Origin of the sequence: Citrobacter sp. Cpo142, assembly GCF_030332425.1 — a bacterium.
Lineage (GTDB): Bacteria > Pseudomonadota > Gammaproteobacteria > Enterobacterales > Enterobacteriaceae > Citrobacter > Citrobacter portucalensis.
The window spans coordinates 1-23,495 of the sequence record NZ_JAOWHW010000142.1 but is presented as its reverse complement, the minus strand read 5'-3'; the positions used below and the strand labels follow the sequence as shown (position 1 = coordinate 23,495).

The window sequence follows — 23,495 nt, the reverse complement described above, 5'->3', positions numbered from 1 at the left end:
GAGGAATGTCGTGCAAACCTTTCAAGCCGATCTTGCCATTATAGGCGCCGGTGGCGCGGGATTACGTGCTGCAATTGCTGCCGCACAAGCAAATCCCAACGCTAAAATCGCACTGATCTCAAAAGTGTACCCAATGCGCAGCCATACCGTTGCTGCCGAAGGCGGCTCTGCTGCTGTCGCGCAGGATCATGACAGCTTTGACTACCATTTTCACGATACGGTAGCAGGCGGAGACTGGCTGTGTGAGCAGGATGTCGTGGATTACTTTGTCCACCACTGCCCAACTGAAATGACGCAACTGGAACAATGGGGCTGCCCATGGAGCCGTCGTGAAGACGGTAGCGTCAACGTACGTCGCTTCGGCGGCATGAAAATCGAGCGTACCTGGTTTGCCGCGGATAAGACCGGCTTCCACATGCTGCATACGCTGTTCCAAACATCTTTGCAGTTCCCGCAGATTCAGCGCTTTGACGAACACTTCGTTCTGGATATCCTGGTTGACGATGGCCATGCTCGTGGTCTGGTTGCCATGAACATGATGGAAGGCACGCTGGTGCAAATCCGTGCTAACGCAGTCGTGATGGCAACGGGCGGCGCAGGTCGTGTTTACCGTTACAACACCAACGGCGGCATCGTAACCGGCGACGGTATGGGCATGGCGCTGAGCCACGGCGTTCCGCTGCGTGATATGGAATTCGTTCAGTATCACCCAACAGGTCTGCCAGGCTCCGGTATCCTGATGACTGAAGGCTGCCGTGGTGAAGGCGGTATTCTGGTTAACAAAAACGGCTACCGTTATCTGCAAGACTACGGCATGGGTCCGGAAACCCCGCTGGGCGAGCCAAAAAACAAATACATGGAACTCGGTCCGCGCGACAAAGTTTCTCAGGCGTTCTGGCACGAATGGCGCAAAGGCAACACCATTTCCACTCCGCGTGGCGATGTGGTTCACCTCGACCTGCGTCACCTCGGCGAGAAAAAACTGCTCGAACGTTTACCGTTCATCTGCGAACTGGCGAAAGCTTACGTGGGTGTCGATCCGGTTAAAGAGCCGATCCCGGTACGTCCGACCGCGCACTACACCATGGGCGGTATCGAAACCGATCAGCACTGTGAAACCCGCATTAAAGGTCTGTTCGCTGTCGGCGAATGTTCCTCTGTTGGTCTGCATGGCGCTAACCGTCTGGGCTCTAACTCCCTGGCTGAACTGGTGGTCTTCGGTCGTATGGCTGGTGAGCAGGCTGCAGAACGCGCTGCAACGGCTGGCGCTGCAAACAGTGCCGCTCTTGATGCACAGGTTGCTGGCGTTGAAAAACGTCTGAAAGATCTGGTTAACCAGGAAGGTAACGAAAACTGGTCTAAGATCCGTGACGAAATGGGCCTGTCCATGGAAGAAGGTTGCGGTATCTACCGTACGCCGGAACTCATGCAGAAAACCGTTGATAAGCTGGCGGAACTGCAGGAACGCTTCAAGCGCGTACGTATCACTGATACCTCCAGCGTCTTCAACACCGACCTGCTGTATACCATCGAACTGGGTCACGGTCTGAACGTTGCTGAATGTATGGCGCACTCCGCTCTGGCACGTAAAGAATCCCGCGGCGCGCATCAGCGTCTGGATGAAGGCTGCACCGAGCGTGACGATGTGAACTTCCTCAAACACACCCTCGCCTTCCGCGATGCTGACGGCACGACTCGCCTGGAATACAGCGACGTGAAAATCACCACTCTGCCACCGGCTAAACGTGTTTACGGTGGCGAAGCGGAAGCAGCCGATAAGAAGGAGAAGGCGAATGGCTGAGATGAAAAACCTGAAAGTTGAGGTGGTGCGCTATAACCCGGAAACCGATACCGCGCCGCACAGTGCTTTCTACGAAGTTCCTTATGATGAAACCACGTCACTGCTGGATGCGCTGGGCTACATCAAGGATAACCTGGCACCGGACCTGAGCTACCGCTGGTCCTGCCGTATGGCGATCTGCGGCTCCTGCGGCATGATGGTCAACAATGTACCGAAACTGGCGTGCAAAACCTTCCTGCGTGATTACACCAACGGCATGAAGGTTGAAGCGCTGGGCAACTTCCCGATTGAGCGCGATCTGGTCGTCGACATGACGCACTTTATCGAAAGCCTGGAAGCGATCAAACCGTACATTATCGGTAACCCGCGTACACCGGATCAGGGTCCAAACACCCAGACTCCGGCGCAGATGGCGAAGTATCATCAGTTCTCCGGTTGCATCAACTGTGGTCTGTGCTATGCCGCGTGTCCGCAGTTCGGCCTGAACCCTGAGTTCATTGGACCGGCTGCGATTACGCTGGCGCATCGTTACAACGAAGATAGCCGCGACCACGGTAAGAAGGAGCGTATGGCTCAGTTGAACAGCCCGAACGGCGTCTGGACCTGTACTTTCGTGGGCTACTGCTCCGAAGTCTGCCCGAAACACGTCGATCCGGCTGCGGCCATTCAGCAGGGTAAAGTTGAAAGTTCAAAAGACTTTCTTATCGCTACCCTGAAACCACGCTAAGGAGTGCACGATGACGACTAAACGTAAAGCCTATGTGCGGCCAATGACGTCCACCTGGTGGAAAAAGCTGCCATTTTATCGTTTTTACATGCTGCGTGAAGGCACGGCGGTTCCGGCAGTCTGGTTCAGCATTGAACTGATTATCGGCCTGTTTGCACTCAAGCATGGTGCAGAGTCCTGGATGGGCTTTGTCGCCTTTTTGCAAAACCCGGTGGTGGTAATCCTTAACATTATCGCCCTGGCAGCAGCGCTGCTGCATACCAAAACCTGGTTTGAGCTGGCGCCAAAAGCTGCCAACATCATCGTAAAAGACGAAAAAATGGGGCCAGAGCCGATCATCAAAGGTCTCTGGGCAGTTACTGTGGTTGCGACAGTAGTCATACTGTTTGTTGCCCTGTTCTGGTAAGGAGTCCGGAATGATTAATCCAAATCCAAAACGCTCTGACGAACCCGTATTCTGGGGCCTGTTTGGTGCAGGCGGTATGTGGAGCGCAATCATTGCGCCGGTAATGATCCTGCTGGTAGGCATTATGCTGCCGCTGGGCTTTGTTCCTGATGCTTTCAGCTATGAACGCGTACTGGCATTCGCTCAGAGCTTCATCGGACGTGCGTTTCTGTTCCTGATGATCGTTCTGCCGCTGTGGTGTGGTTTACACCGTATGCACCACGCGATGCATGACCTGAAAATCCACGTGCCTGCTGGCAAATGGGTATTCTACGGACTGGCAGCAATCCTGACCGTTGTAACGGCTATTGGTATTCTGACCATCTAAGTACATGCGTTAATAAAAAGGCCCGCCATTGGCGGGCCTTTTTATTTGTGCAGCACTCCTGTCAACCAACGGGAAAATTCACGCATCGCGGGTGTCTCCGGACGCGATTGCAAACGCGTTATCCAGTAACTTCCCAAATCAATCTGCGTTAAAAACGGTTGAACGATTCGTTCCCTACTGAGTAAATGCGTGAACATTCTGACTGGCGCAATTGCCACACCGATCCCCGCCTGCGCGGCTTCCAGCATGGTGACGGACGAATCAAACACCACCACGTTGTGCGTCGGTGACGGAGGCGCCTCTCCGGCGGCCTGCATCCAAAGCGTCCATTCATCCCGCCGATACGATCGTAATAACGGAAATTTCAGGATGTCCGCAGGCGTTTGAATCTGCGAAGCCAATGTTGGCGAACACAGTGGAGACATCAGCGCGCTACATAAATATTGCGCGTCGGTATCGTGCCAAGCTCCCCCTCCGTAGCGAATGGTATAATCCAGCCCTTCGGCAGCGGGATCCACGCGGTTATTATGGGTAGAAATATGCAAATCAACATGCGGGTAACTGCGCTTAAAATCGCCCAGTAGAGGAAACAGACACCCAACCGCAAAGGTCCCCACCACGCCAATTTTAAGTTTTTCCTGGGTCTGTTTGGTAGCAAAACGATCCAGCATCCCCGCCATACGATCGAAAGAGTCATTAAGTACAGGTAACAGACTTTCCCCTTCAGTCGTCAACATTAATCCACGAGAACCGCGCACAAAAAGCTGACAATTTAGCTGCTGCTCCAGCGCTTTTACATGCTGACTGATGGCAGAATGCGTCACGTTGAGCTCAATCGAGGCGCGGGTAAAACTGAGATGTCTGGCGGCGGCTTCAAAAGCCCGCAGCGAGTTAAGAGGGATATAGCTACGCGTCATCATCCGGCCTGTTAGAAAAACTTATATCTGCTGCTAAATTTAACCGTTTGTCAACACGGTGCAAATCAAACACACTGATTGCGTCTGACGGGCCCGGACACCTTTTTGCTTTTAATTACGGAACTGATTTCATGATGAAAAAATCGTTATGCTGCGCTCTGCTGCTGACAGCCTCTTTCTCCACATTTGCTGCCGCAAAAACAGAACAACAGATTGCCGATATCGTTAATCGCACCATCACCCCGTTGATGCAGGAGCAGGCTATTCCGGGTATGGCCGTTGCCGTTATCTACCAGGGAAAACCCTATTATTTCACCTGGGGTAAAGCCGATATCGCCAATAACCACCCAGTCACGCAGCAAACGCTGTTTGAGCTAGGATCGGTTAGTAAGACGTTTAACGGCGTGTTGGGCGGCGATGCTATCGCCCGCGGCGAAATTAAGCTCAGCGATCCGGTCACGAAATACTGGCCAGAACTGACAGGCAAACAGTGGCAGGGTATCTGCCTGCTACACTTAGCCACCTATACGGCAGGCGGCCTACCGCTGCAGATCCCCGATGACGTTACGGATAAAGCCGCATTACTGCATTTTTATCAAAACTGGCAGCCGCAATGGACTCCGGGCGCTAAGCGACTTTACGCTAACTCCAGCATTGGTCTGTTTGGCGCGCTGGCGGTGAAACCCTCAGGAATGAGTTACGAAGAGGCAATGACCAGACGCGTCCTGCAACCATTAAAACTGGCGCATACCTGGATTACGGTTCCGCAGAACGAACAAAAAGATTATGCCTGGGGCTATCGCGAAGGGAAGCCCGTACACGTTTCTCCGGGACAACTTGACGCCGAAGCCTATGGCGTGAAATCCAGCGTTATTGATATGGCCCGCTGGGTTCAGGCCAACATGGATGCCAGCCACGTTCAGGAGAAAACGCTCCAGCAGGGCATTGCGCTCGCGCAGTCTCGCTACTGGCGTATTGGCGATATGTACCAGGGATTAGGCTGGGAGATGCTGAACTGGCCGCTGAAAGCTGATTCGATCATCAACGGCAGCGACAGCAAAGTGGCATTGGCAGCGCTTCCCGCCGTTGAGGTAAACCCGCCCGCCCCCGCAGTGAAAGCCTCATGGGTGCATAAAACGGGCTCCACTGGTGGATTTGGCAGCTACGTAGCCTTCGTTCCAGAAAAAAACCTTGGCATCGTGATGCTGGCAAACAAAAGCTATCCTAACCCTGTCCGTGTCGAGGCGGCCTGGCGCATTCTTGAAAAGCTGCAATAACTGACGATGAGGCCCAGGATATTGGGCCTCCTTTCTTTCTCTTTTTTTCCTGTTGTCATCTACACTTAACAAAAATACAGCAAGGAAAATCCCATGCGCATTTTGCCCGTCGTTGCTGCAGTTACGGCTGCATTCCTGGTTGTCGCGTGCAGCTCCCCGACACCGCCGAAAGGCGTTACCGTGGTAAATAACTTTGATGCCAAACGCTATCTGGGAACCTGGTATGAAATTGCGCGCTTCGACCATCGTTTCGAGCGCGGGTTGGATAAAGTGACCGCAACGTACAGCTTGCGCGACGACGGCGGCATCAACGTTATTAATAAGGGCTATAACCCTGACAGGGAGATGTGGCAGAAAACGGAAGGGAAAGCCTATTTCACCGGCGACCCAAGCAGAGCCGCGCTTAAGGTTTCGTTCTTCGGCCCCTTCTATGGCGGGTATAACGTAATTGCACTCGACAGGGAATATCGTCACGCGCTGGTTTGTGGTCCGGATCGCGACTACCTGTGGATCCTTTCACGGACCCCTACTATTTCAGATGAAATGAAACAGCAAATGTTAGCCATCGCGACCCGGGAAGGGTTTGAGGTGAATAAACTGATTTGGGTGAAACAGCCCGGCGCTTAGTGAGTGCTCAGCTTCAGACCAATAATGCCAGCAACGATCAGCCCAAGGCTCAGCAAACGTGCCGGGCTGGCAGACTCACCCAGCAGCAAAATTCCTGTAATGGCCGCCCCAACAGCGCCAATACCGGTCCAGACCGCATAAGCGGTTCCTACAGGCAACGTGCGCATTGCCCAGGAGAGCATGGCGATACTGACGATCATCGCCGCAATAGTGATAATGCTTGGCGTAAGACGCGTAAAACCGTGGGTGTATTTCAGGCCAATCGCCCAGACGACTTCGAGCAAACCTGCAATTAATAAAACGATCCAGGACATATCAGGCTCCAGAACAATGGGGCCGTCCCCGGTGAAAGAAGCGTTTGCAGGTCGTCCTGCAAAGCTGATGTGTGAAATGGCATTTTTGCCCGGAAGAAAATGAATTTCAACCTTTTTATTCACTGTCTGCTAAAAGCAAGAATTAAGCATAATTAGCGGCGTAGTTCCCGCATTTGGCACTCATCGGAGTTCTCTATGATGAAGGGCTTTCTGAAACCAGAAAGTCGATTGCCCCTCTTCTGAATGCGAAACGTTTATGCTTAAAATTTTAGTGATTGACCGGTGCCACTTTACCCGCACAGGGATAGAGGCCTTGCTTAATCATTCTGGCAGGTTCAGCTCCTCATTTCTGGTATCAGGAATCAATAATCTCCTGTTAGCAAAAGAGCATATTTTGCAATGGAAACCGCATCTGGTGATCGCGGATTTATACAGTTTTATTAGCGAGACGCACTCCAGTCCGCCAATTAAACCTTTTTTTATGAGTTGTGGCGTCATCCCACTAATTTTACTGCAATCAGCAGACAGACAGCATGCACCCATCGTGCCCTCTCAATCCGTAGCCCATTCGGTCTTGACCAAGCACACCACGCTGAACACACTCTCCCACACAATTCAGGAAGCGCTTCAGGTTCGCCCCGCATTAGAAATAGCCAAAAATGCCACGCCTTTGCTTACGCCGCAGGAGGAGAAAGTATTATCAATGTGGATGGATGGTGTGAGTAACAATGCCATTGCCGCCGCGCTCAGCATTCATGGCAAAACGGTCTACACCTATAAGCGGAATATCCGTATGAAACTGCACCTGGGGAACCGCTTCTCGCCGTTCCTTTCACTCCCAGGGAAGGGTGATTAACGGTACGACACAACGTCGTACCGTTCTTCATTATTGCTGAGCTTTTGTCGCTGCACCAGAAATGGCGCTACCGCCTTCAGAAATATCCTGTCCTACGCCTCGTGTGGTATTACACGCGGTTAAAACGGAAGAAAGTACCAACACAGAAAAGATCGCAGCAATTGTCTTCTTAACCATAACGTCTTCCTTTTCTAGCCAATATTGTTTGTGTATAGCTACTTAATAATAGACAAGATCCGGGAGTGTGATGGATAAACAACCGTTTTTAAGACTATATGAAAGGATTAGCTGGCGGCGTGAGAAATTGAATTGCCAAGATGTTTGATGTCTTCACCGAAGCCGCGCGCGGTATTGCATCCCGTCAGGAGGGTGCTGGTGAAAAGGAGTAGCATTACAAGACCGAGAAGACGTTTCATCATTCCTGCCCTGGAAAAAGTATGGCGCAGCAACCTGCGCCATAAGATCAAATGGAAGACTTATTTTACGCGAGAAACGTATTCGCCGGAGCGGGTATCCACTTTGATCACTTCGCCGATCTGTACGAACAGCGGAACTTTAACGACTGCGCCGGTAGACAGGGTAGCCGGTTTGCCGCCAGTACCAGCGGTATCACCTTTCAGACCTGGGTCGGTTTCAACAACTTCCAGCTCAACGAAGTTCGGCGGAGTTACGGAGATCGGCTGACCGTTCCACAGGGTCACGATGCATTCAGCCTGGTCCAGCAGCCATTTGGCGTTATCGCCTACCGCTTTCTCGTCTGCAGCCAACTGTTCGAAAGTGGTGTTATTCATAAAGTGCCAGAACTCACCGTCGCTATACAGGAAGGTCAGGTTCATGTCGGCTACGTCTGCGCCTTCAGCGGAGTCAGTAGACTTGAAGGTTTTCTCTACGCGAGTACCGGTCAGCAGGCGACGCAGCTTAACGCGCGCAAACGCCTGGCCTTTACCTGGTTTAACGAATTCGCTGGCTTCAACCGCATAAGGTTCGCCGTCCAACATGATTTTAAGACCAGCACGAAAATCGTTGCTATAGTACGTTGCCATAAGGCCCTCTGAAAATTGTTAACTGGTAGCTAAGCCACAAAATGGCGCATATTGTAACCCTAAATACCCCATCCAGAGAAGATTGGTTATCGCAACTTGCCGATGTTGTGACCGATCCCGATGAACTTCTGCATCTTTTGAACATAGATGCAGATGAAAAACTGTTGGCCGGACGCGACGCGAGACGGCTTTTCGCCCTGCGCGTGCCGCGTGCGTTTATTGCCCGCATGGAGAAAGGCAACCCGGACGATCCGCTTTTACGTCAGGTGCTGACTGCCCAGGAAGAGTTTGTGGCCGCGCCAGGCTACTCAACCGACCCACTGGAAGAACAGCACAGCGTGGTTCCCGGTCTGCTGCATAAATATCGCAATCGGGCACTGCTGCTGGTTAAAGGCGGTTGCGCGGTAAATTGTCGCTATTGCTTCCGCCGACACTTCCCATACGCCGAAAACCAAGGCAATAAGCGCAACTGGCAGGTCGCCCTCGACTACATTAACGCGCACCCTGAGCTGGATGAAATCATCTTCTCCGGTGGCGATCCGTTAATGGCCAAGGACCACGAACTGGACTGGTTGCTCACGCAACTGGAAGCTATCCCGCACATTAAGCGTCTGCGTATTCACAGCCGTTTGCCAATAGTGATCCCGGCGCGCATTACAGAAGGACTGGTCGAGCGTTTTGCGCACTCCTCCTTGCAGATTCTGCTGGTCAATCACATTAACCATGCCAATGAAATTGATGAGACGTTTCGCCAGGCGATGAGCAGTCTGCGCGCCGCGGGCGTTACGTTACTCAACCAAAGCGTATTGCTGCGTGACGTAAACGATAACGCACAAACCCTGGCTAACCTTAGCAACGCACTGTTTGATGCCAGTGTGATGCCCTATTACCTGCACGTGCTGGATAAAGTGCAGGGTGCCGCACACTTTATGGTCAGCGACGATGAAGCGCGTCGCATTATGCGTGAGCTTCTGACGCTAGTTTCCGGCTATATGGTCCCCAAACTGGCGCGTGAAATTGGTGGAGAGCCAAGTAAAACACCGCTGGATCTGCAGTTACGCCAACAATAGCCATTACTGAGTGTCCGATTCCGGACACTCACCACGATTAATTATTATTTAAATCTCCACAAGTGGAGCCTCGCTTTTAATCTGTGCTATTTTAATTAGCGCAGTTCAATCATTCATTCGTAAACATTATCAATAGTTTCAAATGCAGAATATTAATAAATATATGGTTAAGGAGAACCTTTTATGGCTATAAGTATTAAGGGCATTAATACTGGCATTATTCGCCAAAAGAATGAATTTGTTGCCATGGCATTAAAAATAAAAGAACCAAGAAACAAAGAATCTCTCTTTTTTCTCTCTCCACTTGGACTTAGAGACCTGCTTATCGCGCTGGAGAGCCGGCTGTTCGCCATTTCTCAGCTAAACAAAGACGAGCGTATGCAATATGAAAAGACATGCGATAAAGCCAGCAAAAAAATGCACGAGAATATTCCGTCAATTCAGGAAGATGAACTAAAAAATGCGGATATTAACCGTCGCATAAATTCGCTGATGTTAGTGGATGACAAAGGCGAGAATTTAACATTTTCTCTGACGTTACATGACGGACAAACATGCGAATTACTGGTTAATGAATTACAGATTCAGGTGTTGGCGCATGCAATTATTCACGCAATAAATAATGCTGGCATGAGAGAACTCGCGCTACGAATAACATCGCTGCTGGATTTCCTGCCGCTGTACGATGTTGATTGTCAGCAAAACGACAATCTGGAATACGACTCTTATACACAACCCGAATGGAAACATAACCTGTTTAATCATTATCTGGCGATTATTTACCGCTATAAAGATGATAAAGGAAAAGCCCAGTTCTGTGGTTCGGTAGTGAAAACTCGCGCCCTTTCCGGTAGCAAAGAAGCCGAAGCCATTACTCGCCGCCTTCTCGACTTCAGCCCGCGGCTGAAAAAACTTGCCGGTGTACCGTGCCAGGTGTTTGTCAGAACGTTGACGGGTGATAAGGCGCAAAAGCTCAATCAGGATCAGTGCCTGCGCGCACTGCATCATTTACGCGTTCAGTCTGCGCATAAAACTCAGAATGCCTGATGGCGCTGCGCTTATCAGGCCTACGATTGCATGAGCCTGTCCAGGCCACTTTATTACACAAAATCATTCAATCTGCATCGCGGCGGCAAGCGAAGAAATCCCCAGGAGCATAGATAACTATGTGACTGGGGTTTCATAGCGCAGTCAACAAAGAGGCAGCTTGAAGGATGAAGTGTAATCAGTTAGGGCACTTATAAACCTGACCAATCATCTCACTGGCGGTAGGAACAAAGCTGGACAGCATTCCCTGCGATGGGCTGCTGACGCCATAAATCACGTTACCGCCCATTGCCGCAGCCTGGTTACGCAGATCGTTTGCTGCGCCACGCATTGAGCCGCCCTCTTCGCCGTGCTGGCCTGAAAGCCAGTTGCTTTGCTTACCGGTTGCGGTGCCTATCAATTGGCACTCTGCACCAGGCTTGTCTTCAACAAAACGTACGCTTTGCCCGGCAGAACTCAGTTCGTTGCTGGAGCTACAACCCGCCATCAGTAGCGCGGCACCAACGATCCCTGCTAAATATTTCACGTGCATGTCATTCCCCATAATCAATTAGTTGGACGTTTTGTCCGTAGCTGAATCATATACTAAAAAGATGACCAAAAGAAAAACCCCCGGACATTTCTGCCCGAGGGTTTCTCAATTCTGGGAGATGAGCACCCAAATCATTCTGGTTGCAGGAAGGCGGCCAGTTTGTTAATCCCCAGGAGCTTACTCAAGTAAGTGACTGGGGTTAGCAAACGCAGCCAACGCATCTGCGGCCTGAAGGATGCAGGGTGTGGGCAATTACATCATGCCGCCCATACCACCCATGCCACCCATACCGGCAGCGCCTAAGTCAGGCGCATCGCCTTTCGGCAGGTCGGTAACCATGCACTCGGTGGTGATCATCAGACCCGCAACAGAAGCCGCGTACTGCAGAGCAGAACGAGTTACTTTGGTTGGATCCAGGATACCCATGTCGATCATGTTGCCGTATTCTTCAGTTGCAGCGTTGTAACCGTAGTTACCGTCACCAGCTTTCACGGTGTTAGCCACTACAGACGGCTCTTCGCCGCAGTTCAGTACGATTTGACGCAGTGGGGATTCCATTGCGCGCAGCGCAACTTTGATACCTACATTCTGGTCTTCGTTCTGACCTTTCAGGCCGGCAATTTTAGACGCTACGCGAATCAGCGCAACACCACCACCAGCAACCACGCCTTCTTCTACCGCAGCACGGGTAGCGTGCAGGGCATCTTCAACGCGGGCTTTCTTCTCTTTCATTTCAACTTCAGTCGCAGCACCAACTTTGATAACCGCAACGCCGCCTGCCAGTTTCGCTACGCGCTCCTGCAGTTTTTCACGGTCATAGTCGGAAGTTGCTTCTTCGATCTGCTGACGAATCTGAGTCACGCGACCCTGGATTGCAGCTTCGTCGCCCACGCCATCAATGATGGTGGTGGTATCTTTGTTGATAACAACGCGTTTCGCCTGACCCAGATCTTCCAGAGTTGCTTTTTCCAGCTCCATACCGATCTCTTCAGAGATAACGGTACCACCGGTCAGGGTAGCGATATCCTGCAGCATTGCTTTACGACGATCGCCGAAGCCAGGTGCTTTAACCGCAGCGACTTTCACGATACCGCGCATGGTGTTAACAACCAGAGTTGCCAGCGCTTCGCCTTCAACATCTTCAGCGATGATCAGCAGCGGTTTACCTGCTTTCGCTACAGCTTCCAGAACCGGCAGCATTTCGCGGATGTTGGAGATTTTCTTGTCAGCCAGCAGGATGAACGGGCTTTCCAGTTCTACTGCGCCAGTTTCCGGCTTGTTGATGAAGTAAGGAGACAGGTAGCCACGGTCGAACTGCATACCTTCAACCACGTCCAGTTCGTCCTGCAGACCAGTACCGTCTTCAACGGTGATCACGCCTTCTTTACCGACTTTGTCCATCGCTTCAGCGATCAGTTTACCTACGGTTTCGTCGGAGTTAGCGGAGATGGTACCAACCTGAGCAATAGCTTTAGAGTCGGAGCACGGTACGGACAATGCTTTCAGTTCTTCAACAGCAGCAGCGACAGCTTTGTCGATACCACGTTTCAGATCCATCGGGTTCATGCCCGCAGCAACGGCTTTCAGACCTTCAGTGATGATGGACTGAGCCAGTACGGTTGCGGTGGTGGTACCGTCACCTGCAGCGTCGTTCGCTTTAGAGGCAACTTCTTTCACCATCTGCGCACCCATGTTTTCGAACTTGTCTTCCAGTTCGATTTCACGTGCTACGGAAACACCATCTTTAGTGATGGTCGGTGCACCGAAAGATTTATCCAGAACTACGTTACGGCCTTTTGGACCGAGGGTAACTTTCACTGCATCTGCCAGTACGTTTACGCCGCGCAGCATTTTCACACGAGCGTCGTTACCGAATTTTACGTCTTTAGCTGCCATTTTATCTTTCCCTTAAATTCGTATGTTCAGTGTCGTTCGCGGATTAGGCTTCAACAATCGCCAGGATGTCGCTTTCAGACATGATCAACACTTCTTCATTGTCGATCTTCTCAGATTTAACACCGTAGCCATCGTTGAAAATAACGATATCGCCGACTTTCACGTCCAGCGGCTGTACGGTACCGTTGTCCAGGATGCGACCCTTACCGACAGCGATGATTTCGCCACGAGTTGATTTACCTGCTGCAGAACCAGTCAGTACGATGCCGCCAGCAGATTTGGATTCAACTTCTTTACGTTTGACGATCACACGATCATGTAACGGACGAATACTCATTGATAGCTCTCCTTTGAGAAAGTCTTTATCAGTTATGGGTGACGCCGGCCCGTAAACGGTTTCCCGGCTAGTGACCAGAGAGATGGGGATGGGGTTTTGTGCCTTCAAGGGGGCAAGCGAAAAAAATTTTTTATCAGCAGAAAATCCCGTCAAAACGCCGACGCACCTCACATTTCATAACGATTTCAGTCACGTCGTCATAAGCAAATCTGATTGTGATACCATCAAAAATCTGCGCTGTAGCCCGGTCAATGGGCATAACCGGATAACAACTTATGAGCGGACTGAAACAAGAGCTGGGACTGGCTCAGGGCGTTGGCCTGTTGTCGACATCATTGTTGGGTACAGGCGTTTTTGCCGTCCCCGCGCTGGCCGCACTGGTTGCGGGCAACAACAGCCTGTGGGCATGGCCGGCGCTGATTGTTTTGGTCTTTCCCGTAGCGATTGTCTTCGCCGTACTGGGTCGTCATTTTCCCAGCGCAGGCGGTGTGGCGCATTTTGTCGGCATGGCCTTTGGTTCGCGCCTGGAGCGCGTCACCGGATGGTTATTTTTGTCGGTCATTCCTGTCGGCTTGCCTGCGGCATTGCATATCGCCGCCGGATTCGGTCAGGCGATGTTTGGCTGGCATGACGAGCAGCTTTTGCTGGCTGAGCTCGGTACGTTGGCATTGGTTTGGTACATCGGCTCCCGCGGCGCAAGCTCCAGCGCGAATCTACAAACGGTCATTGCCGGGCTGATTGTTGCCCTGATTGTTGCTATCTGGTGGGCGGGCGATCTGACACCTGGCGAAATCCCCTTCCCTGCGATTACCGATATTGAGCTTCCAGGCCTGTTCGCCGCGTTGTCGGTCATGTTCTGGTGCTTTGTCGGCCTTGAAGCGTTTGCTCACCTGGCGTCTGAATTCAAAAATCCGGAGCGAGACTTCCCGCGCGCACTGATGATCGGCCTGCTGTTGGCGGGGTCTGTTTATTGGGCATGCACCGTTGTCGTTCTCCATTTTGGTGCTTACGGCGAGCAAATGGCGGCGGCGGCATCATTGCCTGAAATCGTCGTGCAGCTGTTTGGCGTACAGGCACTGTGGGTGGCCTGCATCATTGGTTATCTGGCCTGTTTTGCCAGCCTCAACATTTATATTCAAAGTTTCGCCCGGCTGGTCTGGTCGCAAGCCCAGTATAAGCCGGAGAGTTATCTGGCTCGTCTGTCCCCCCGCCACCTTCCTCGCAATGCGCTAAACGCCGTATTGGGCTGCTGCGTAGTCAGTACTCTGTGCATCTATATGCTGCAAATCAATCTCGATGCGTTAATCGTCTACGCCAACGGCATCTTTATTATGATTTATTTGCTGTGCATGTTGGCGGGTTGTCGATTACTAAAAGGGCATTATCGCGCGCTGGCGGTCATTGGCGGTCTGCTGTGTCTGTTGCTGCTGGCGATGGTCGGCTGGAAGAGTCTGTACGCGTTGATTATGCTGGCAGGGCTGTGGCTGTTTTTACCCCGCAGGCCGGAAAAGGCAACGTTGACGCCATCATCCGGCCGATAAACACTTTTGCCGGATGGCGCTAACGCTTATCCGGCCTACATACTGATGCTTAATCCCGACGATCGTCTTTATGTTCGATGCTGTCGCGCTTGTCATCCTTGCGCTGAAATTCACCATCAAAAGTCTCACCGCCACCCGTTCCGGCGCTAAAACCACCGCCAGGCATACGCGAAAAACGCAAATGTGGCAGCAGTTTCATCGTCAGATGTTTTTGCACCGGGGGTAATAAAAGAAGAAGACCGAGGAAATCGGTGAAAAAACCAGGCAGCACCAACAACAGGCCAGCGATAATCAATGATACGCTTTTGATCATTTCTGCAGCCGGACTTTCACCAGCCGCCATTTTTTGTTGCATCAGTAAAAAGTTCTTAAATCCCTGATTACGAACCAGAGACATACCGATAACCGACGTAAAAATAACCAAAATCAGCGTCATCAGGACGCCCATCACATGGGCAACCTGAATAAAAATAGATATCTCTATGTAAACATAGAGAAAAATGGCAAGCAATGGTATCCAGCGCAAAGGGATCTCCTGTTAATAACAGCCGTTTTGTTCAACTTCTGTTCGAAAAATTATGTTAATCGCATCGATTTGATATTGTGGTGGTTAGCAAAATTTCAAGTGCCTTGTACACTAATATTTGGGGTTAATCACAAAGGGGTGATCCATTTCACAGAATAATAAATAAGGGGTAAATTCCACGTTTTAAGTGATCCAGATTACGGTAGAAATCCTTAACCAGCATATGATCTCGGGTATCAGACCGATGCAGGGGATAATCGTCGGTCGAGAAACAATCGAAATCACATATATCCTGTGTGTTTAGTCAAATCATTGGCAGCTTGAAAAAGAAGGTTCACATGTTAAACAACATTCGTATCGAAGAAGACTTGTTGGGTACCAGGGAAGTTCCAGCGGACGCCTACTACGGTGTCCACACTCTGAGAGCGATTGAAAACTTCTACATTAGCAACAACAAAATCAGCGATATTCCTGAATTTGTTCGCGGTATGGTAATGGTTAAAAAGGCAGCGGCTATGGCCAACAAAGAGCTGCAAACCATTCCTAAGAGTGTGGCAAATGCCATCATCGCGGCGTGTGATGAAGTCCTGAATAACGGAAAATGCATGGATCAGTTCCCGGTAGACGTTTACCAGGGTGGTGCGGGTACCTCCGTCAACATGAACACCAACGAAGTTCTGGCCAATATCGGTCTGGAACTGATGGGTCACCAGAAAGGTGAATATCAGTACCTGAACCCGAACGACCACGTTAACAAATGTCAGTCTACCAACGACGCATACCCAACTGGCTTCCGTATCGCTGTATACGCATCCATCATCAAACTGGTTGATGCACTGAACCAGCTGCGCGAAGGCTTCGAGAAAAAAGCTGTTGAATTCCAGGACATCCTGAAAATGGGTCGTACCCAGCTGCAGGATGCTGTACCGATGACCCTCGGTCAGGAATTCCATGCTTTTAGCGTACTGTTGAAAGAAGAAGTGAAAAACATTAGCCGTACCGCTGAGCTGCTGCTGGAAGTTAACCTCGGCGCGACAGCAATCGGTACTGGTCTGAACACGCCGAAAGAGTACTCTCCGCTGGCAGTACAGAAACTGGCTGAAGTCACCGGCTTCGCCTGTGTTCCGGCAGAAGACCTGATTGAAGCAACTTCTGACTGTGGCGCATACGTTATGGTGCACGGCGCACTGAAACGTCTGGCTGTGAAGATGTCCAAAATCTGTAACGACCTGCGTTTGCTCTCCTCTGGTCCGCGTGCAGGTCTGAACGAGATCAACCTGCCGGAACTGCAGGCTGGTTCTTCTATCATGCCAGCTAAAGTGAACCCGGTTGTTCCGGAAGTCGTAAACCAGGTGTGCTTCAAAGTCATCGGTAACGACATCACTGTAACCATGGCATCTGAAGCTGGTCAGCTGCAGCTGAACGTAATGGAGCCGGTCATTGGTCAGGCAATGTTTGAATCCATTCACATTCTGAGCAACGCTTGCTACAACCTGCTGGAAAAATGCGTTAGTGGTATCACTGCTAACAAAGAAGTCTGTGAAGCGTTTGTATTCAACTCCATCGGCATCGTTACTTACCTCAACCCGTTCATTGGTCACCACAACGGCGACATCGTCGGTAAAATTTGTGCCGAAACCGGTAAGAGCGTACGTGAAGTTGTCCTGGAGCGCGGTCTGTTGACCGAGTCTGAACTGGACGATATCTTCTCTGCACAGAACCTGATGCACCCTGCTTATAAAGCAAAACGTTATACTGATGAAAGCGAACAGTAATCGTGTAGGGTAGTACCGGAGAAGGCACGTCATGATGACGTGCCTTTTTTCTTACTCGAAGTTACTTAAAAACAACAATTTAATATCAACTTGTTAAACAACAAGGAAGGCTAATATGATAGTTTTAGAACTTATCATCGTTTTGCTGGCAATCTTTTTAGGTGCCAGACTTGGGGGTATCGGTATTGGATTTGCAGGTGGGCTGGGTGTTCTGGTTCTCGCCGCTATCGGCGTAAAACCCGGTAATATCCCGTTCGATGTTATTTCCATCATCATGGCGGTTATCGCTGCCATTTCAGCTATGCAGATTGCAGGTGGTCTGGACTATCTGGTTCATCAAACTGAAAAACTGCTGCGTAAAAACCCGAAATACATCACGATCCTTGCACCTATCGTGACCTATTTCCTGACCATCTTCGCAGGTACCGGCAACATCTCTCTGGCAACGCTGCCAGTTATCGCCGAAGTTGCGAAAGAACAAGGGATCAAACCTTGCCGCCCGCTCTCTACTGCAGTGGTTTCTGCACAGATTGCGATTACGGCGTCTCCAATCTCCGCAGCCGTGGTTTACATGTCTTCCGTAATGGAAGGTCATGGCATCAGCTACATTCATCTGCTGTCCGTGGTCATTCCGTCCACCCTGCTGGCTGTTCTGGTCATGTCCTTCCTGGTAACTGCACTGTTCAACTCCAAACTGTCTGACGACCCGATTTATCGTAAGCGTCTGGAAGAAGGCCTGGTTGAACTGCGTGGTGAAAGACAAGTTGAAATCAAAGCTGGCGCAAAAACTTCTGTTTGGTTGTTCCTGCTGGGCGTGGTTTGTGTCGTCGTATATGCGATCGTCAACAGCCCAAGCCTCGGTCTGGTCGCTAAACCGCTGATGAACACCACCAACGCAATCCTGATCATCATGCTGAGCATCGCGACGCTGACCACGATCATCTGCCGCGTTGAAACTGACTCCATCCTGAACTCCAGCACTTTCAAAGCCGGTATGAGCGCCTGTATTTGTATCCTGGGTGTTGCATGGCTGGGTGATACCTTCGTATCTCACAACATTGACTGGATCAAAGATACTGCAGGTAGCGTAATTCAGGGTCATCCGTGGCTGCTGGCTGTCATCTTCTTCTTTGCTTCTGCACTGCTGTACTCTCAGGCTGCAACCGCTAAAGCACTGATGCCGATGGCTCTGGCTCTGAACGTTTCCCCACTGACTGCTGTTGCGTCTTTCGCCGCGGTTTCTGGCCTGTTCATTCTGCCAACCTACCCAACTCTGGTTGCGGCAGTTCAGATGGATGACACCGGTACAACTCGCATCGGTAAATTCGTCTTTAACCATCCGTTCTTCATCCCGGGTACTCTGGGTGTGGTTCTGGCTGTCTGCTTCGGCTTCTTGCTGGGCAGCTTCATGCTGTAAGTTTTTCCTGCAGGGTGCCTGGGCGCCCTGCAGTTCCTCCTCCCCACCCCGCTTTAACTAACATCCTTCCCTCGTCCGTTGTATAGTGACCATTCTTTTGCTGGTTACTCTGTTCTTTCGAGGTGTTTATGCTTGATGTAAAGAGTCAGGATATTTCCATCCCCGATACCGTTGTGGTGCTCTGTACCGCCCCGGATGAAGCAACCGCCCAGGATCTGGCCGCCAAAGTGCTGGCGGAAAAGCTGGCTGCCTGCGTGACCCTGCTACCCGGTGCGACCTCCCTCTACTATTGGGAAGGCAAACTGGAACAGGAATATGAAGTCCAGATGATTTTAAAAACCACCGTCACACACCAGCAAGCCCTTCTCGATTGCCTGAAGTCACATCATCCGTATCAAACGCCTGAACTTCTGGTTTTACCCGTCACTCACGGAGACTTTGATTACCGCTCATGGCTCAACGCATCCTTACGCTGATCCTGCTGCTGTGCAGCACATCTACCTTTGCCGGATTATTTGACGCGCCTGGCCGCTCGCAGTTTGTTCCTGCCGATCGGGCGTTTGTTTTTGATTTTCAGCAAAACCAACACGATCTGAACCTCACATGGCAGGTTAAAGATGGCTACTATCTGTATCGCAAACAGATAAACATTACGCCATCTCAGGCCGATATTGCTGAGGTAAAACTGCCGCCAGGCGTCTGGCATGAAGATGAGTTTTACGGCAAAAGTGAGATTTACCGTAAACAGCTGACTGTCCCGATCACGGTCAATCAGTCTAAGTCTGGCGCAACATTAACGATCACATACCAGGGCTGCGCCGACGCCGGATTTTGCTATCCGCCAGAAACAAAAACGGTGCCATTAAGTGAAGTGTCTGCCGGTTCTGCGGCGGCCCCTGCGCCAGCCCCAGCCACTGCAGATCCGCAAGAGAAACCGCAGCCCACGGCCCAACTCCCCTTCTCCGCGCTGTGGGCATTGCTGATCGGAATTGGTATCGCATTTACGCCTTGCGTACTGCCGATGTATCCGCTGATTTCCGGTATCGTACTGGGTGGCAAGCAACGCTTATCAACCGGACGGGCATTGCTGCTGACGTTTATCTACGTTCAAGGGATGGCGCTCACCTATACCGCGCTGGGTTTGGTTGTTGCAGCCGCCGGTTTGCAGTTCCAGGCCGCGCTTCAGCATCCCTACGTCCTGATTGGCCTTGCCGTCATCTTTACGCTGCTGGCTCTGTCAATGTTTGGCCTGTTCACGCTGCAACTGCCCTCATCGCTGCAAACGCGCCTCACGCTAATGAGTAACCGCCAGCAAGGCGGATCTCCCGGCAGCGTCTTTGCGATGGGGGCGATTGCTGGCCTCATCTGTTCTCCTTGCACAACGGCCCCGCTAAGCGCGATTTTGCTGTATATCGCTCAGAGCGGGAACATGTGGCTGGGAGGCGGCACACTGTATCTGTATGCGTTGGGGATGGGATTACCCCTGATGCTGATTACCGTATTTGGCAACCGCCTGCTGCCTAAAAGTGGCCCATGGATGGAACATGTCAAAACCGCTTTTGGCTTTGTCATTCTGGCGCTTCCCGTCTTCTTACTCGAACGTATCGTTGGCGACGAGTGGGGCGTTCGCTTATGGTCACTGCTAGCCGTCGCGTTCTTTGGCTGGGCGTTCATCACCAGCCTACAGGCAAAGCACGCCTGGATGCGTATCGTGCAGATTGTCCTGTTAGCCGCAGCACTGGTAAGCGTGCGTCCATTGCAAGACTGGGCGTTCGGCGCACCACATGCTCAAACCCAGGTACATCTTAACTTCACGCCGGTGGCATCGGTAGATGCGTTAAATCAAGCACTGGCGCAAGCTAAAGGCAGGCCAGTCATGCTGGATCTGTATGCCGACTGGTGTGTAGCCTGTAAGGAATTTGAAAAGTACACGTTCAGTAATCCGCAGGTTCAGCAAGCGCTAGGCAACACGGTGCTATTGCAGGCAGATGTGACAGCAAACAATGCCCTGGATGTCGCTCTCCTGAAACATCTACAGGTTTTAGGTTTGCCGACTATCTTGTTCTTTGATGCCGATGGGAAAGAGCACCCGGAAGCTCGGGTTACGGGCTTTATGGATGCCGCGACCTTCAGCGCACATTTGCGCGATCGCCAACCGTGAGCGACACTTGCAACAGGAAATACGGAGGAGAATACCGTGCAACGTGAAGATGTCCTGGGAGAAGCCCTGAAATTACTTGAGGTGCAAGGGATAGCCAATACCACGCTGGAAATGGTGGCCGAACGCATCGATTATCCTCTGGATGAACTGCAGCGCTTTTGGCCCGATAAAGAGGCCATTCTGTACGATGCGCTACGCTACCTCAGCCAGCGGGTGGATATCTGGCGGCGTCAGCTTTTGCTGGATGACACGCTGAGCGCTGAGCAGAAATTACTGGCGCGCTACACTGCGCTGTCCGAATGCGTGAGCAATAATCGCTATCCCGGCTGTCTGTTCATCGCCGCCTGTACGTTTTACCCCGATCCCGGGCATCCGATCCATCAGTTAGCCGATCAGCAAAAAAAGGCGGCACATGACTTCACCCATGAGCTGCTGACTACGCTGGAAGTTGACGACCCGGCAATGGTCGCCAAACAGATGGAACTGGTGCTGGAAGGCTGCCTGAGCCGCATGCTGGTTAATCGTAGCCATGCTGATGTCGAAACGGCACACCGCCTGGCTGAAGATATCCTGCGCTTTGCCCAGTGCCGAATGGGCGGTGCGCTGACCTAAGCGAGCATTACCTGTTTTCGTCGCCTCTGCCGGATAGATTTGTGCAAACTTCAGGCATAACCATGCAGATTGCCGCAATATTAAGCGGTTGAACAATGTTTCCAGAAATTTGATTGACTGACAGACGTGAATACGGTTTAATGCGCCCCGTTGCCCGGATAGCTCAGTCGGTAGAGCAGGGGATTGAAAATCCCCGTGTCCTTGGTTCGATTCCGAGTCCGGGCACCAAATTCATATCAACGGACCTCCACGGAGGTCCGTTTTTGCATTCTAAGCCCGCCAAAACCAACATTCCTACAATCCCTTAACTCCACCCAACTCAATCAACTTCAACCCGCATCAAGTCCCTTGCGAGGGTACAACTGAGGGTATAGTCTGATTCGATAAAATTTATACCCCTTTTTACTATCAGGAGATACCGCCAATGGCGCTCACTGACGCTAAAATCCGTGCCGCTAAACCGGATGAAAAACCTTATAAACTTGCCGACAGCGGCAACATGTTCTTGCTCGTTCACCCTAACGGCTCTCGCTACTGGCGGCTCCGCTATCGGTTTCTGGGCAAAGAGAAAACGCTCGCTCTGGGGGTCTATCCTGAAGTCTCGTTATCAGAAGCAAGGGAAAAACGCGATACGGCGAGAAAGCTGATAGCTGAGGGAACTGACCCATGCGAACAGAAAAGGATCAAAAAGTCGGTACCCGAAACAGCTCAGACATTTGAAGGCATCGCAAGACAGTGGCATAAGAGCAACAAAAAATGGTCAGCCTCACACAATGAGAGGATACTGAAAAGCCTCGAAACTCATGTTTTCCCCTTTATTGGTTCACGTGACATTACCACCCTCAGGACTCCCGATTTACTTGTTCCCGTTAAAGCAGCCGAAGCAAAGGAGATATATGAAATCGCAGCGCGCCTTCAGCAGCGTATCACTGCAATCATGCGCTATGCTGCACAGTCAGGCATTATCACCTATAACCCTGCCTTGGATATGGCTGGCGCGTTAACCACAGTGAAACGCCAGCACCGCCCTGCCCTCGCCTTAAATCGCATTTCAGAGCTTCTTGAACGACTGGATGCCTACAGAGGACAACCTCTCACCCGGCAGGCAACTAAACTCACCCTGCTTATCTTCATCCGTTCCAGCGAACTACGCTTTGCCAGGTGGTCTGAGATCGACTTCAAGAAAGCCATGTGGACCATTCCTCCTGAGCGGAAACCTATTGAAGGGGTCAAGTATTCCCATCGTGGCTCAAAAATGCGAACAGAGCATCTTGTGCCACTATCTACTCAGGCGGTGAATATACTGAAGCAGATCCACACTATCAGCGGAGAACATGAACTGATTTTCACCGGCGATCACAATCCATGGAAACCCATGAGTGAGAACACTGTAAATAACGCACTGCGTCTGATGGGCTATGATACAAAGGTCGATGTCTGTGGTCACGGCTTCCGGGCAATGGCCTGTAGTTCGTTGATTGAGTCAGGTCTTTGGTCCAGGGATGCGGTCGAACGTCAGATGAGCCATATGGAACGTAACACAGTGCGGGCTGCGTATATCCATAAAGCGGAACATCTGGATGAGCGAAAGCTGATGTTGCAGTGGTGGGCTGATTTTCTGGATGCTAACAGGGAACAGAGTGTCAGCCCTTTTGACTATGCAAAAATTAATAATCCTTTGAGAAGGTGACAGAACTCCAAACACACACATGCTCCTCCCTCACAGGGGAAGAGCACTCATTGATAAAATACTGGCGTACAATCCCGAAGATAATCAGGGAGCACGCTGATTGATAGGACCGGAATTGTTACGCTCATGGCGACCATGAGGGGCAGTCCATGTACTGATGGTGCATGTAGTTGAATTTTCACCTTACTGGTATGAACTTAGTCTTCTGTATTTTCTGAATGGAGAATACATTAAAGGTGCGATAGCTTTTCGCCACGGTTTTACCACAAAATCTTACACCGCGGAAATTTACATCCCTTTCCACTTGCTGTGCGGCATAATCTTTCTGGCGGACCCGATACCGCTGAAGATTATTATGTAACATACAACTCGTTATGGGGACAATATCCAGAAACATTGATGTTTGTAAACTGACTGTATAATCACTCATCTGTAATGCGTGAACTGGAAGAAATAATTAAATGTGTCGAAATGCTGATGCAGAAAGATGTTTTTGAATATGCGAAAGTATTTTAAGACAGAAGAAGAATCGACGAGCGACTTTCTGAGAAAATTG

Annotated in this window: 25 protein-coding genes, 1 tRNA gene and 1 pseudogene; 18 read left to right on the top strand and 9 right to left on the bottom strand. The window is 51.0% G+C overall.

Going from position 1 to position 23,495, the window contains the following annotated elements; genetic code table 11:
* Positions 1-10: 10 nt before the first annotated feature.
* From frdA to frdD, 4 genes are read left to right on the top strand one after another with little or no spacing between them, the layout of a single operon-like run.
* Entirely contained in the window at positions 11-1,801 is a 1,791-nt protein-coding gene (gene frdA, locus OGY18_RS21375; RefSeq protein WP_003830519.1) for a fumarate reductase (quinol) flavoprotein subunit, read from the top strand.
* A complete protein-coding gene (gene frdB, locus OGY18_RS21370; RefSeq protein WP_003025540.1) occupies positions 1,794-2,528 on the top strand; it encodes a fumarate reductase iron-sulfur protein in 735 nt (244 codons plus the stop codon). The genes frdA and frdB overlap by 8 nt, the downstream gene beginning before the upstream one ends.
* A gap of 10 nt (positions 2,529-2,538) precedes the next feature.
* Entirely contained in the window at positions 2,539-2,934 is a 396-nt protein-coding gene (gene frdC / locus OGY18_RS21365; RefSeq protein WP_003025537.1) for a fumarate reductase subunit FrdC, read from the top strand.
* 10 nt (positions 2,935-2,944) lie between these two features.
* Positions 2,945-3,301, top strand: a complete 357-nt coding sequence (gene frdD / locus OGY18_RS21360) for a fumarate reductase subunit FrdD (protein ID WP_003025535.1) — start codon at positions 2,945-2,947, stop codon at positions 3,299-3,301.
* A gap of 41 nt (positions 3,302-3,342) precedes the next feature.
* On the opposite strand, the gene ampR is transcribed toward frdD, so the two are convergent.
* On the bottom strand, positions 3,343-4,218 hold the full coding sequence (gene ampR / locus OGY18_RS21355; RefSeq protein WP_286554292.1) for a LysR family transcriptional regulator AmpR: 876 nt from the start codon (positions 4,216-4,218) through the stop codon (positions 3,343-3,345).
* Positions 4,219-4,349: 131 nt separating this feature from the next.
* On the opposite strand from ampR, the gene blaCMY reads away from it, so the two are divergent.
* Both blaCMY and OGY18_RS21345 read left to right on the top strand, forming a co-directional pair.
* The gene (gene blaCMY, locus OGY18_RS21350) at positions 4,350-5,495 is read left to right on the top strand and encodes a CMY-2 family class C beta-lactamase (RefSeq protein ID WP_279275261.1); all 1,146 of its coding nucleotides are present in this window, start codon (positions 4,350-4,352) and stop codon (positions 5,493-5,495) included.
* Between the two features lie 93 nt (positions 5,496-5,588).
* Positions 5,589-6,122 carry a lipocalin family protein gene (locus OGY18_RS21345; RefSeq protein WP_001221666.1) on the top strand — a complete coding sequence of 178 codons (534 nt, stop codon included), beginning with the start codon at positions 5,589-5,591 and terminating at the stop codon, positions 6,120-6,122.
* On the opposite strand, the gene sugE is transcribed toward OGY18_RS21345, so the two are convergent.
* Positions 6,119-6,436 carry a quaternary ammonium compound efflux SMR transporter SugE gene (gene sugE, locus OGY18_RS21340; RefSeq protein ID WP_000118520.1) on the bottom strand — a complete coding sequence of 106 codons (318 nt, stop codon included), beginning with the start codon at positions 6,434-6,436 and terminating at the stop codon, positions 6,119-6,121. The two genes, OGY18_RS21345 and sugE, sit on opposite strands and share 4 nt — an antisense overlap.
* A gap of 256 nt (positions 6,437-6,692) precedes the next feature.
* Between sugE and OGY18_RS21335 the strand changes: the two genes are divergently transcribed.
* Positions 6,693-7,292 (top strand): LuxR C-terminal-related transcriptional regulator, encoded by a 600-nt coding sequence (locus OGY18_RS21335; protein WP_003830562.1) that lies wholly within the window; start codon positions 6,693-6,695, stop codon positions 7,290-7,292.
* 30 nt (positions 7,293-7,322) lie between these two features.
* On the opposite strand, the gene ecnB is transcribed toward OGY18_RS21335, so the two are convergent.
* From ecnB to efp, 3 genes are all read right to left on the bottom strand, one after another.
* Positions 7,323-7,469, bottom strand: a complete 147-nt coding sequence (ecnB, locus tag OGY18_RS21330; protein ID WP_003025482.1) for a lipoprotein toxin entericidin B — start codon at positions 7,467-7,469, stop codon at positions 7,323-7,325.
* A 107-nt stretch (positions 7,470-7,576) separates the two neighbouring features.
* Positions 7,577-7,711 (bottom strand): lipoprotein antitoxin entericidin A, encoded by a 135-nt coding sequence (gene ecnA, locus OGY18_RS21325; RefSeq protein ID WP_003830568.1) that lies wholly within the window; start codon positions 7,709-7,711, stop codon positions 7,577-7,579.
* Between the two features lie 57 nt (positions 7,712-7,768).
* Positions 7,769-8,335, bottom strand: a complete 567-nt coding sequence (gene efp, locus OGY18_RS21320) for an elongation factor P (RefSeq protein WP_003025478.1) — start codon at positions 8,333-8,335, stop codon at positions 7,769-7,771.
* A 41-nt stretch (positions 8,336-8,376) separates the two neighbouring features.
* On the opposite strand from efp, the gene epmB reads away from it, so the two are divergent.
* Together epmB and yjeJ are read left to right on the top strand one after the other, a co-directional pair.
* The gene (gene epmB / locus OGY18_RS21315; protein ID WP_063941665.1) at positions 8,377-9,405 is read left to right on the top strand and encodes an EF-P beta-lysylation protein EpmB; all 1,029 of its coding nucleotides are present in this window, start codon (positions 8,377-8,379) and stop codon (positions 9,403-9,405) included.
* 183 nt (positions 9,406-9,588) lie between these two features.
* Positions 9,589-10,452, top strand: a complete 864-nt coding sequence (gene yjeJ / locus OGY18_RS21310; protein WP_149282147.1) for a YjeJ family protein — start codon at positions 9,589-9,591, stop codon at positions 10,450-10,452.
* Between the two features lie 178 nt (positions 10,453-10,630).
* Here the strand turns inward: yjeJ and OGY18_RS21305 are convergent, their stop codons facing one another.
* The 3 genes from OGY18_RS21305 to OGY18_RS21295 form a co-directional block, all read right to left on the bottom strand.
* Positions 10,631-10,984, bottom strand: coding sequence for a DUF4156 domain-containing protein (locus OGY18_RS21305; RefSeq protein ID WP_003025468.1), 354 nt, complete (start codon positions 10,982-10,984; stop codon positions 10,631-10,633).
* Between the two features lie 252 nt (positions 10,985-11,236).
* The gene (gene groL / locus OGY18_RS21300) at positions 11,237-12,880 is read right to left on the bottom strand and encodes a chaperonin GroEL (protein ID WP_003830576.1); all 1,644 of its coding nucleotides are present in this window, start codon (positions 12,878-12,880) and stop codon (positions 11,237-11,239) included.
* Positions 12,881-12,923: 43 nt separating this feature from the next.
* A complete protein-coding gene (locus OGY18_RS21295; RefSeq protein WP_000027827.1) occupies positions 12,924-13,217 on the bottom strand; it encodes a co-chaperone GroES in 294 nt (97 codons plus the stop codon).
* A 275-nt stretch (positions 13,218-13,492) separates the two neighbouring features.
* Between OGY18_RS21295 and yjeH the strand changes: the two genes are divergently transcribed.
* Positions 13,493-14,758 (top strand): L-methionine/branched-chain amino acid transporter, encoded by a 1,266-nt coding sequence (gene yjeH / locus OGY18_RS21290; RefSeq protein WP_149282148.1) that lies wholly within the window; start codon positions 13,493-13,495, stop codon positions 14,756-14,758.
* Between the two features lie 49 nt (positions 14,759-14,807).
* On the opposite strand, the gene OGY18_RS21285 is transcribed toward yjeH, so the two are convergent.
* A complete protein-coding gene (locus tag OGY18_RS21285) occupies positions 14,808-15,284 on the bottom strand; it encodes an FxsA family protein (protein ID WP_003025457.1) in 477 nt (158 codons plus the stop codon).
* A gap of 338 nt (positions 15,285-15,622) precedes the next feature.
* Between OGY18_RS21285 and aspA the strand changes: the two genes are divergently transcribed.
* The 8 genes and pseudogenes from aspA to OGY18_RS21245 all read left to right on the top strand — a co-directional run.
* Complete coding sequence (aspA, locus tag OGY18_RS21280) at positions 15,623-17,059, top strand: aspartate ammonia-lyase (protein WP_003830668.1); 1,437 nt, start codon at positions 15,623-15,625, stop codon at positions 17,057-17,059.
* 115 nt (positions 17,060-17,174) lie between these two features.
* Complete coding sequence (dcuA, locus tag OGY18_RS21275) at positions 17,175-18,476, top strand: anaerobic C4-dicarboxylate transporter DcuA (RefSeq protein WP_003830670.1); 1,302 nt, start codon at positions 17,175-17,177, stop codon at positions 18,474-18,476.
* 128 nt (positions 18,477-18,604) lie between these two features.
* The gene (cutA, locus tag OGY18_RS21270; RefSeq protein ID WP_003025447.1) at positions 18,605-18,952 is read left to right on the top strand and encodes a divalent cation tolerance protein CutA; all 348 of its coding nucleotides are present in this window, start codon (positions 18,605-18,607) and stop codon (positions 18,950-18,952) included.
* Positions 18,928-20,637, top strand: a complete 1,710-nt coding sequence (locus tag OGY18_RS21265; RefSeq protein WP_286554287.1) for a protein-disulfide reductase DsbD — start codon at positions 18,928-18,930, stop codon at positions 20,635-20,637. The genes cutA and OGY18_RS21265 overlap by 25 nt, the downstream gene beginning before the upstream one ends.
* A gap of 36 nt (positions 20,638-20,673) precedes the next feature.
* Complete coding sequence (locus tag OGY18_RS21260) at positions 20,674-21,249, top strand: transcriptional regulator (RefSeq protein WP_008785982.1); 576 nt, start codon at positions 20,674-20,676, stop codon at positions 21,247-21,249.
* Between the two features lie 152 nt (positions 21,250-21,401).
* A tRNA-Phe gene (locus tag OGY18_RS21255) sits at positions 21,402-21,477 on the top strand.
* A 196-nt stretch (positions 21,478-21,673) separates the two neighbouring features.
* On the top strand, positions 21,674-22,939 hold the full coding sequence (locus tag OGY18_RS21250) for a tyrosine-type recombinase/integrase (RefSeq protein ID WP_032170149.1): 1,266 nt from the start codon (positions 21,674-21,676) through the stop codon (positions 22,937-22,939).
* 46 nt (positions 22,940-22,985) lie between these two features.
* A pseudogene (locus OGY18_RS21245) lies at positions 22,986-23,487 on the top strand (tetratricopeptide repeat protein); the annotation flags it as partial.
* Between the last annotated feature and the right edge of the window lie 8 nt (positions 23,488-23,495).

What these genes read in the sequence shown, in the direction of transcription:
- epmB (WP_063941665.1), top strand. Translation starts at nt 8,377, where the DNA reads ATGGCGCATATTGTAACCCTAAATACCCCATCCAGAGAAGATTGGTTA.
- frdB (WP_003025540.1), top strand. Translation starts at nt 1,794, where the DNA reads ATGGCTGAGATGAAAAACCTGAAAGTTGAGGTGGTGCGCTATAACCCG.
- sugE (WP_000118520.1), bottom strand. Translation starts at nt 6,436, where the DNA reads ATGTCCTGGATCGTTTTATTAATTGCAGGTTTGCTCGAAGTCGTCTGG.
- OGY18_RS21335 (WP_003830562.1), top strand. Translation starts at nt 6,693, where the DNA reads ATGCTTAAAATTTTAGTGATTGACCGGTGCCACTTTACCCGCACAGGG.
- OGY18_RS21265 (WP_286554287.1), top strand. Translation starts at nt 18,928, where the DNA reads ATGGCTCAACGCATCCTTACGCTGATCCTGCTGCTGTGCAGCACATCT.
- OGY18_RS21305 (WP_003025468.1), bottom strand. Translation starts at nt 10,984, where the DNA reads ATGCACGTGAAATATTTAGCAGGGATCGTTGGTGCCGCGCTACTGATG.
- ecnA (WP_003830568.1), bottom strand. Translation starts at nt 7,711, where the DNA reads ATGATGAAACGTCTTCTCGGTCTTGTAATGCTACTCCTTTTCACCAGC.
- yjeJ (WP_149282147.1), top strand. Translation starts at nt 9,589, where the DNA reads ATGGCTATAAGTATTAAGGGCATTAATACTGGCATTATTCGCCAAAAG.
- groL (WP_003830576.1), bottom strand. Translation starts at nt 12,880, where the DNA reads ATGGCAGCTAAAGACGTAAAATTCGGTAACGACGCTCGTGTGAAAATG.
- yjeH (WP_149282148.1), top strand. Translation starts at nt 13,493, where the DNA reads ATGAGCGGACTGAAACAAGAGCTGGGACTGGCTCAGGGCGTTGGCCTG.
- cutA (WP_003025447.1), top strand. Translation starts at nt 18,605, where the DNA reads ATGCTTGATGTAAAGAGTCAGGATATTTCCATCCCCGATACCGTTGTG.
- blaCMY (WP_279275261.1), top strand. Translation starts at nt 4,350, where the DNA reads ATGATGAAAAAATCGTTATGCTGCGCTCTGCTGCTGACAGCCTCTTTC.
- OGY18_RS21250 (WP_032170149.1), top strand. Translation starts at nt 21,674, where the DNA reads ATGGCGCTCACTGACGCTAAAATCCGTGCCGCTAAACCGGATGAAAAA.
- ampR (WP_286554292.1), bottom strand. Translation starts at nt 4,218, where the DNA reads ATGACGCGTAGCTATATCCCTCTTAACTCGCTGCGGGCTTTTGAAGCC.
- OGY18_RS21295 (WP_000027827.1), bottom strand. Translation starts at nt 13,217, where the DNA reads ATGAGTATTCGTCCGTTACATGATCGTGTGATCGTCAAACGTAAAGAA.
- dcuA (WP_003830670.1), top strand. Translation starts at nt 17,175, where the DNA reads ATGATAGTTTTAGAACTTATCATCGTTTTGCTGGCAATCTTTTTAGGT.
- frdC (WP_003025537.1), top strand. Translation starts at nt 2,539, where the DNA reads ATGACGACTAAACGTAAAGCCTATGTGCGGCCAATGACGTCCACCTGG.
- ecnB (WP_003025482.1), bottom strand. Translation starts at nt 7,469, where the DNA reads ATGGTTAAGAAGACAATTGCTGCGATCTTTTCTGTGTTGGTACTTTCT.
- efp (WP_003025478.1), bottom strand. Translation starts at nt 8,335, where the DNA reads ATGGCAACGTACTATAGCAACGATTTTCGTGCTGGTCTTAAAATCATG.
- OGY18_RS21345 (WP_001221666.1), top strand. Translation starts at nt 5,589, where the DNA reads ATGCGCATTTTGCCCGTCGTTGCTGCAGTTACGGCTGCATTCCTGGTT.
- aspA (WP_003830668.1), top strand. Translation starts at nt 15,623, where the DNA reads ATGTTAAACAACATTCGTATCGAAGAAGACTTGTTGGGTACCAGGGAA.
- frdD (WP_003025535.1), top strand. Translation starts at nt 2,945, where the DNA reads ATGATTAATCCAAATCCAAAACGCTCTGACGAACCCGTATTCTGGGGC.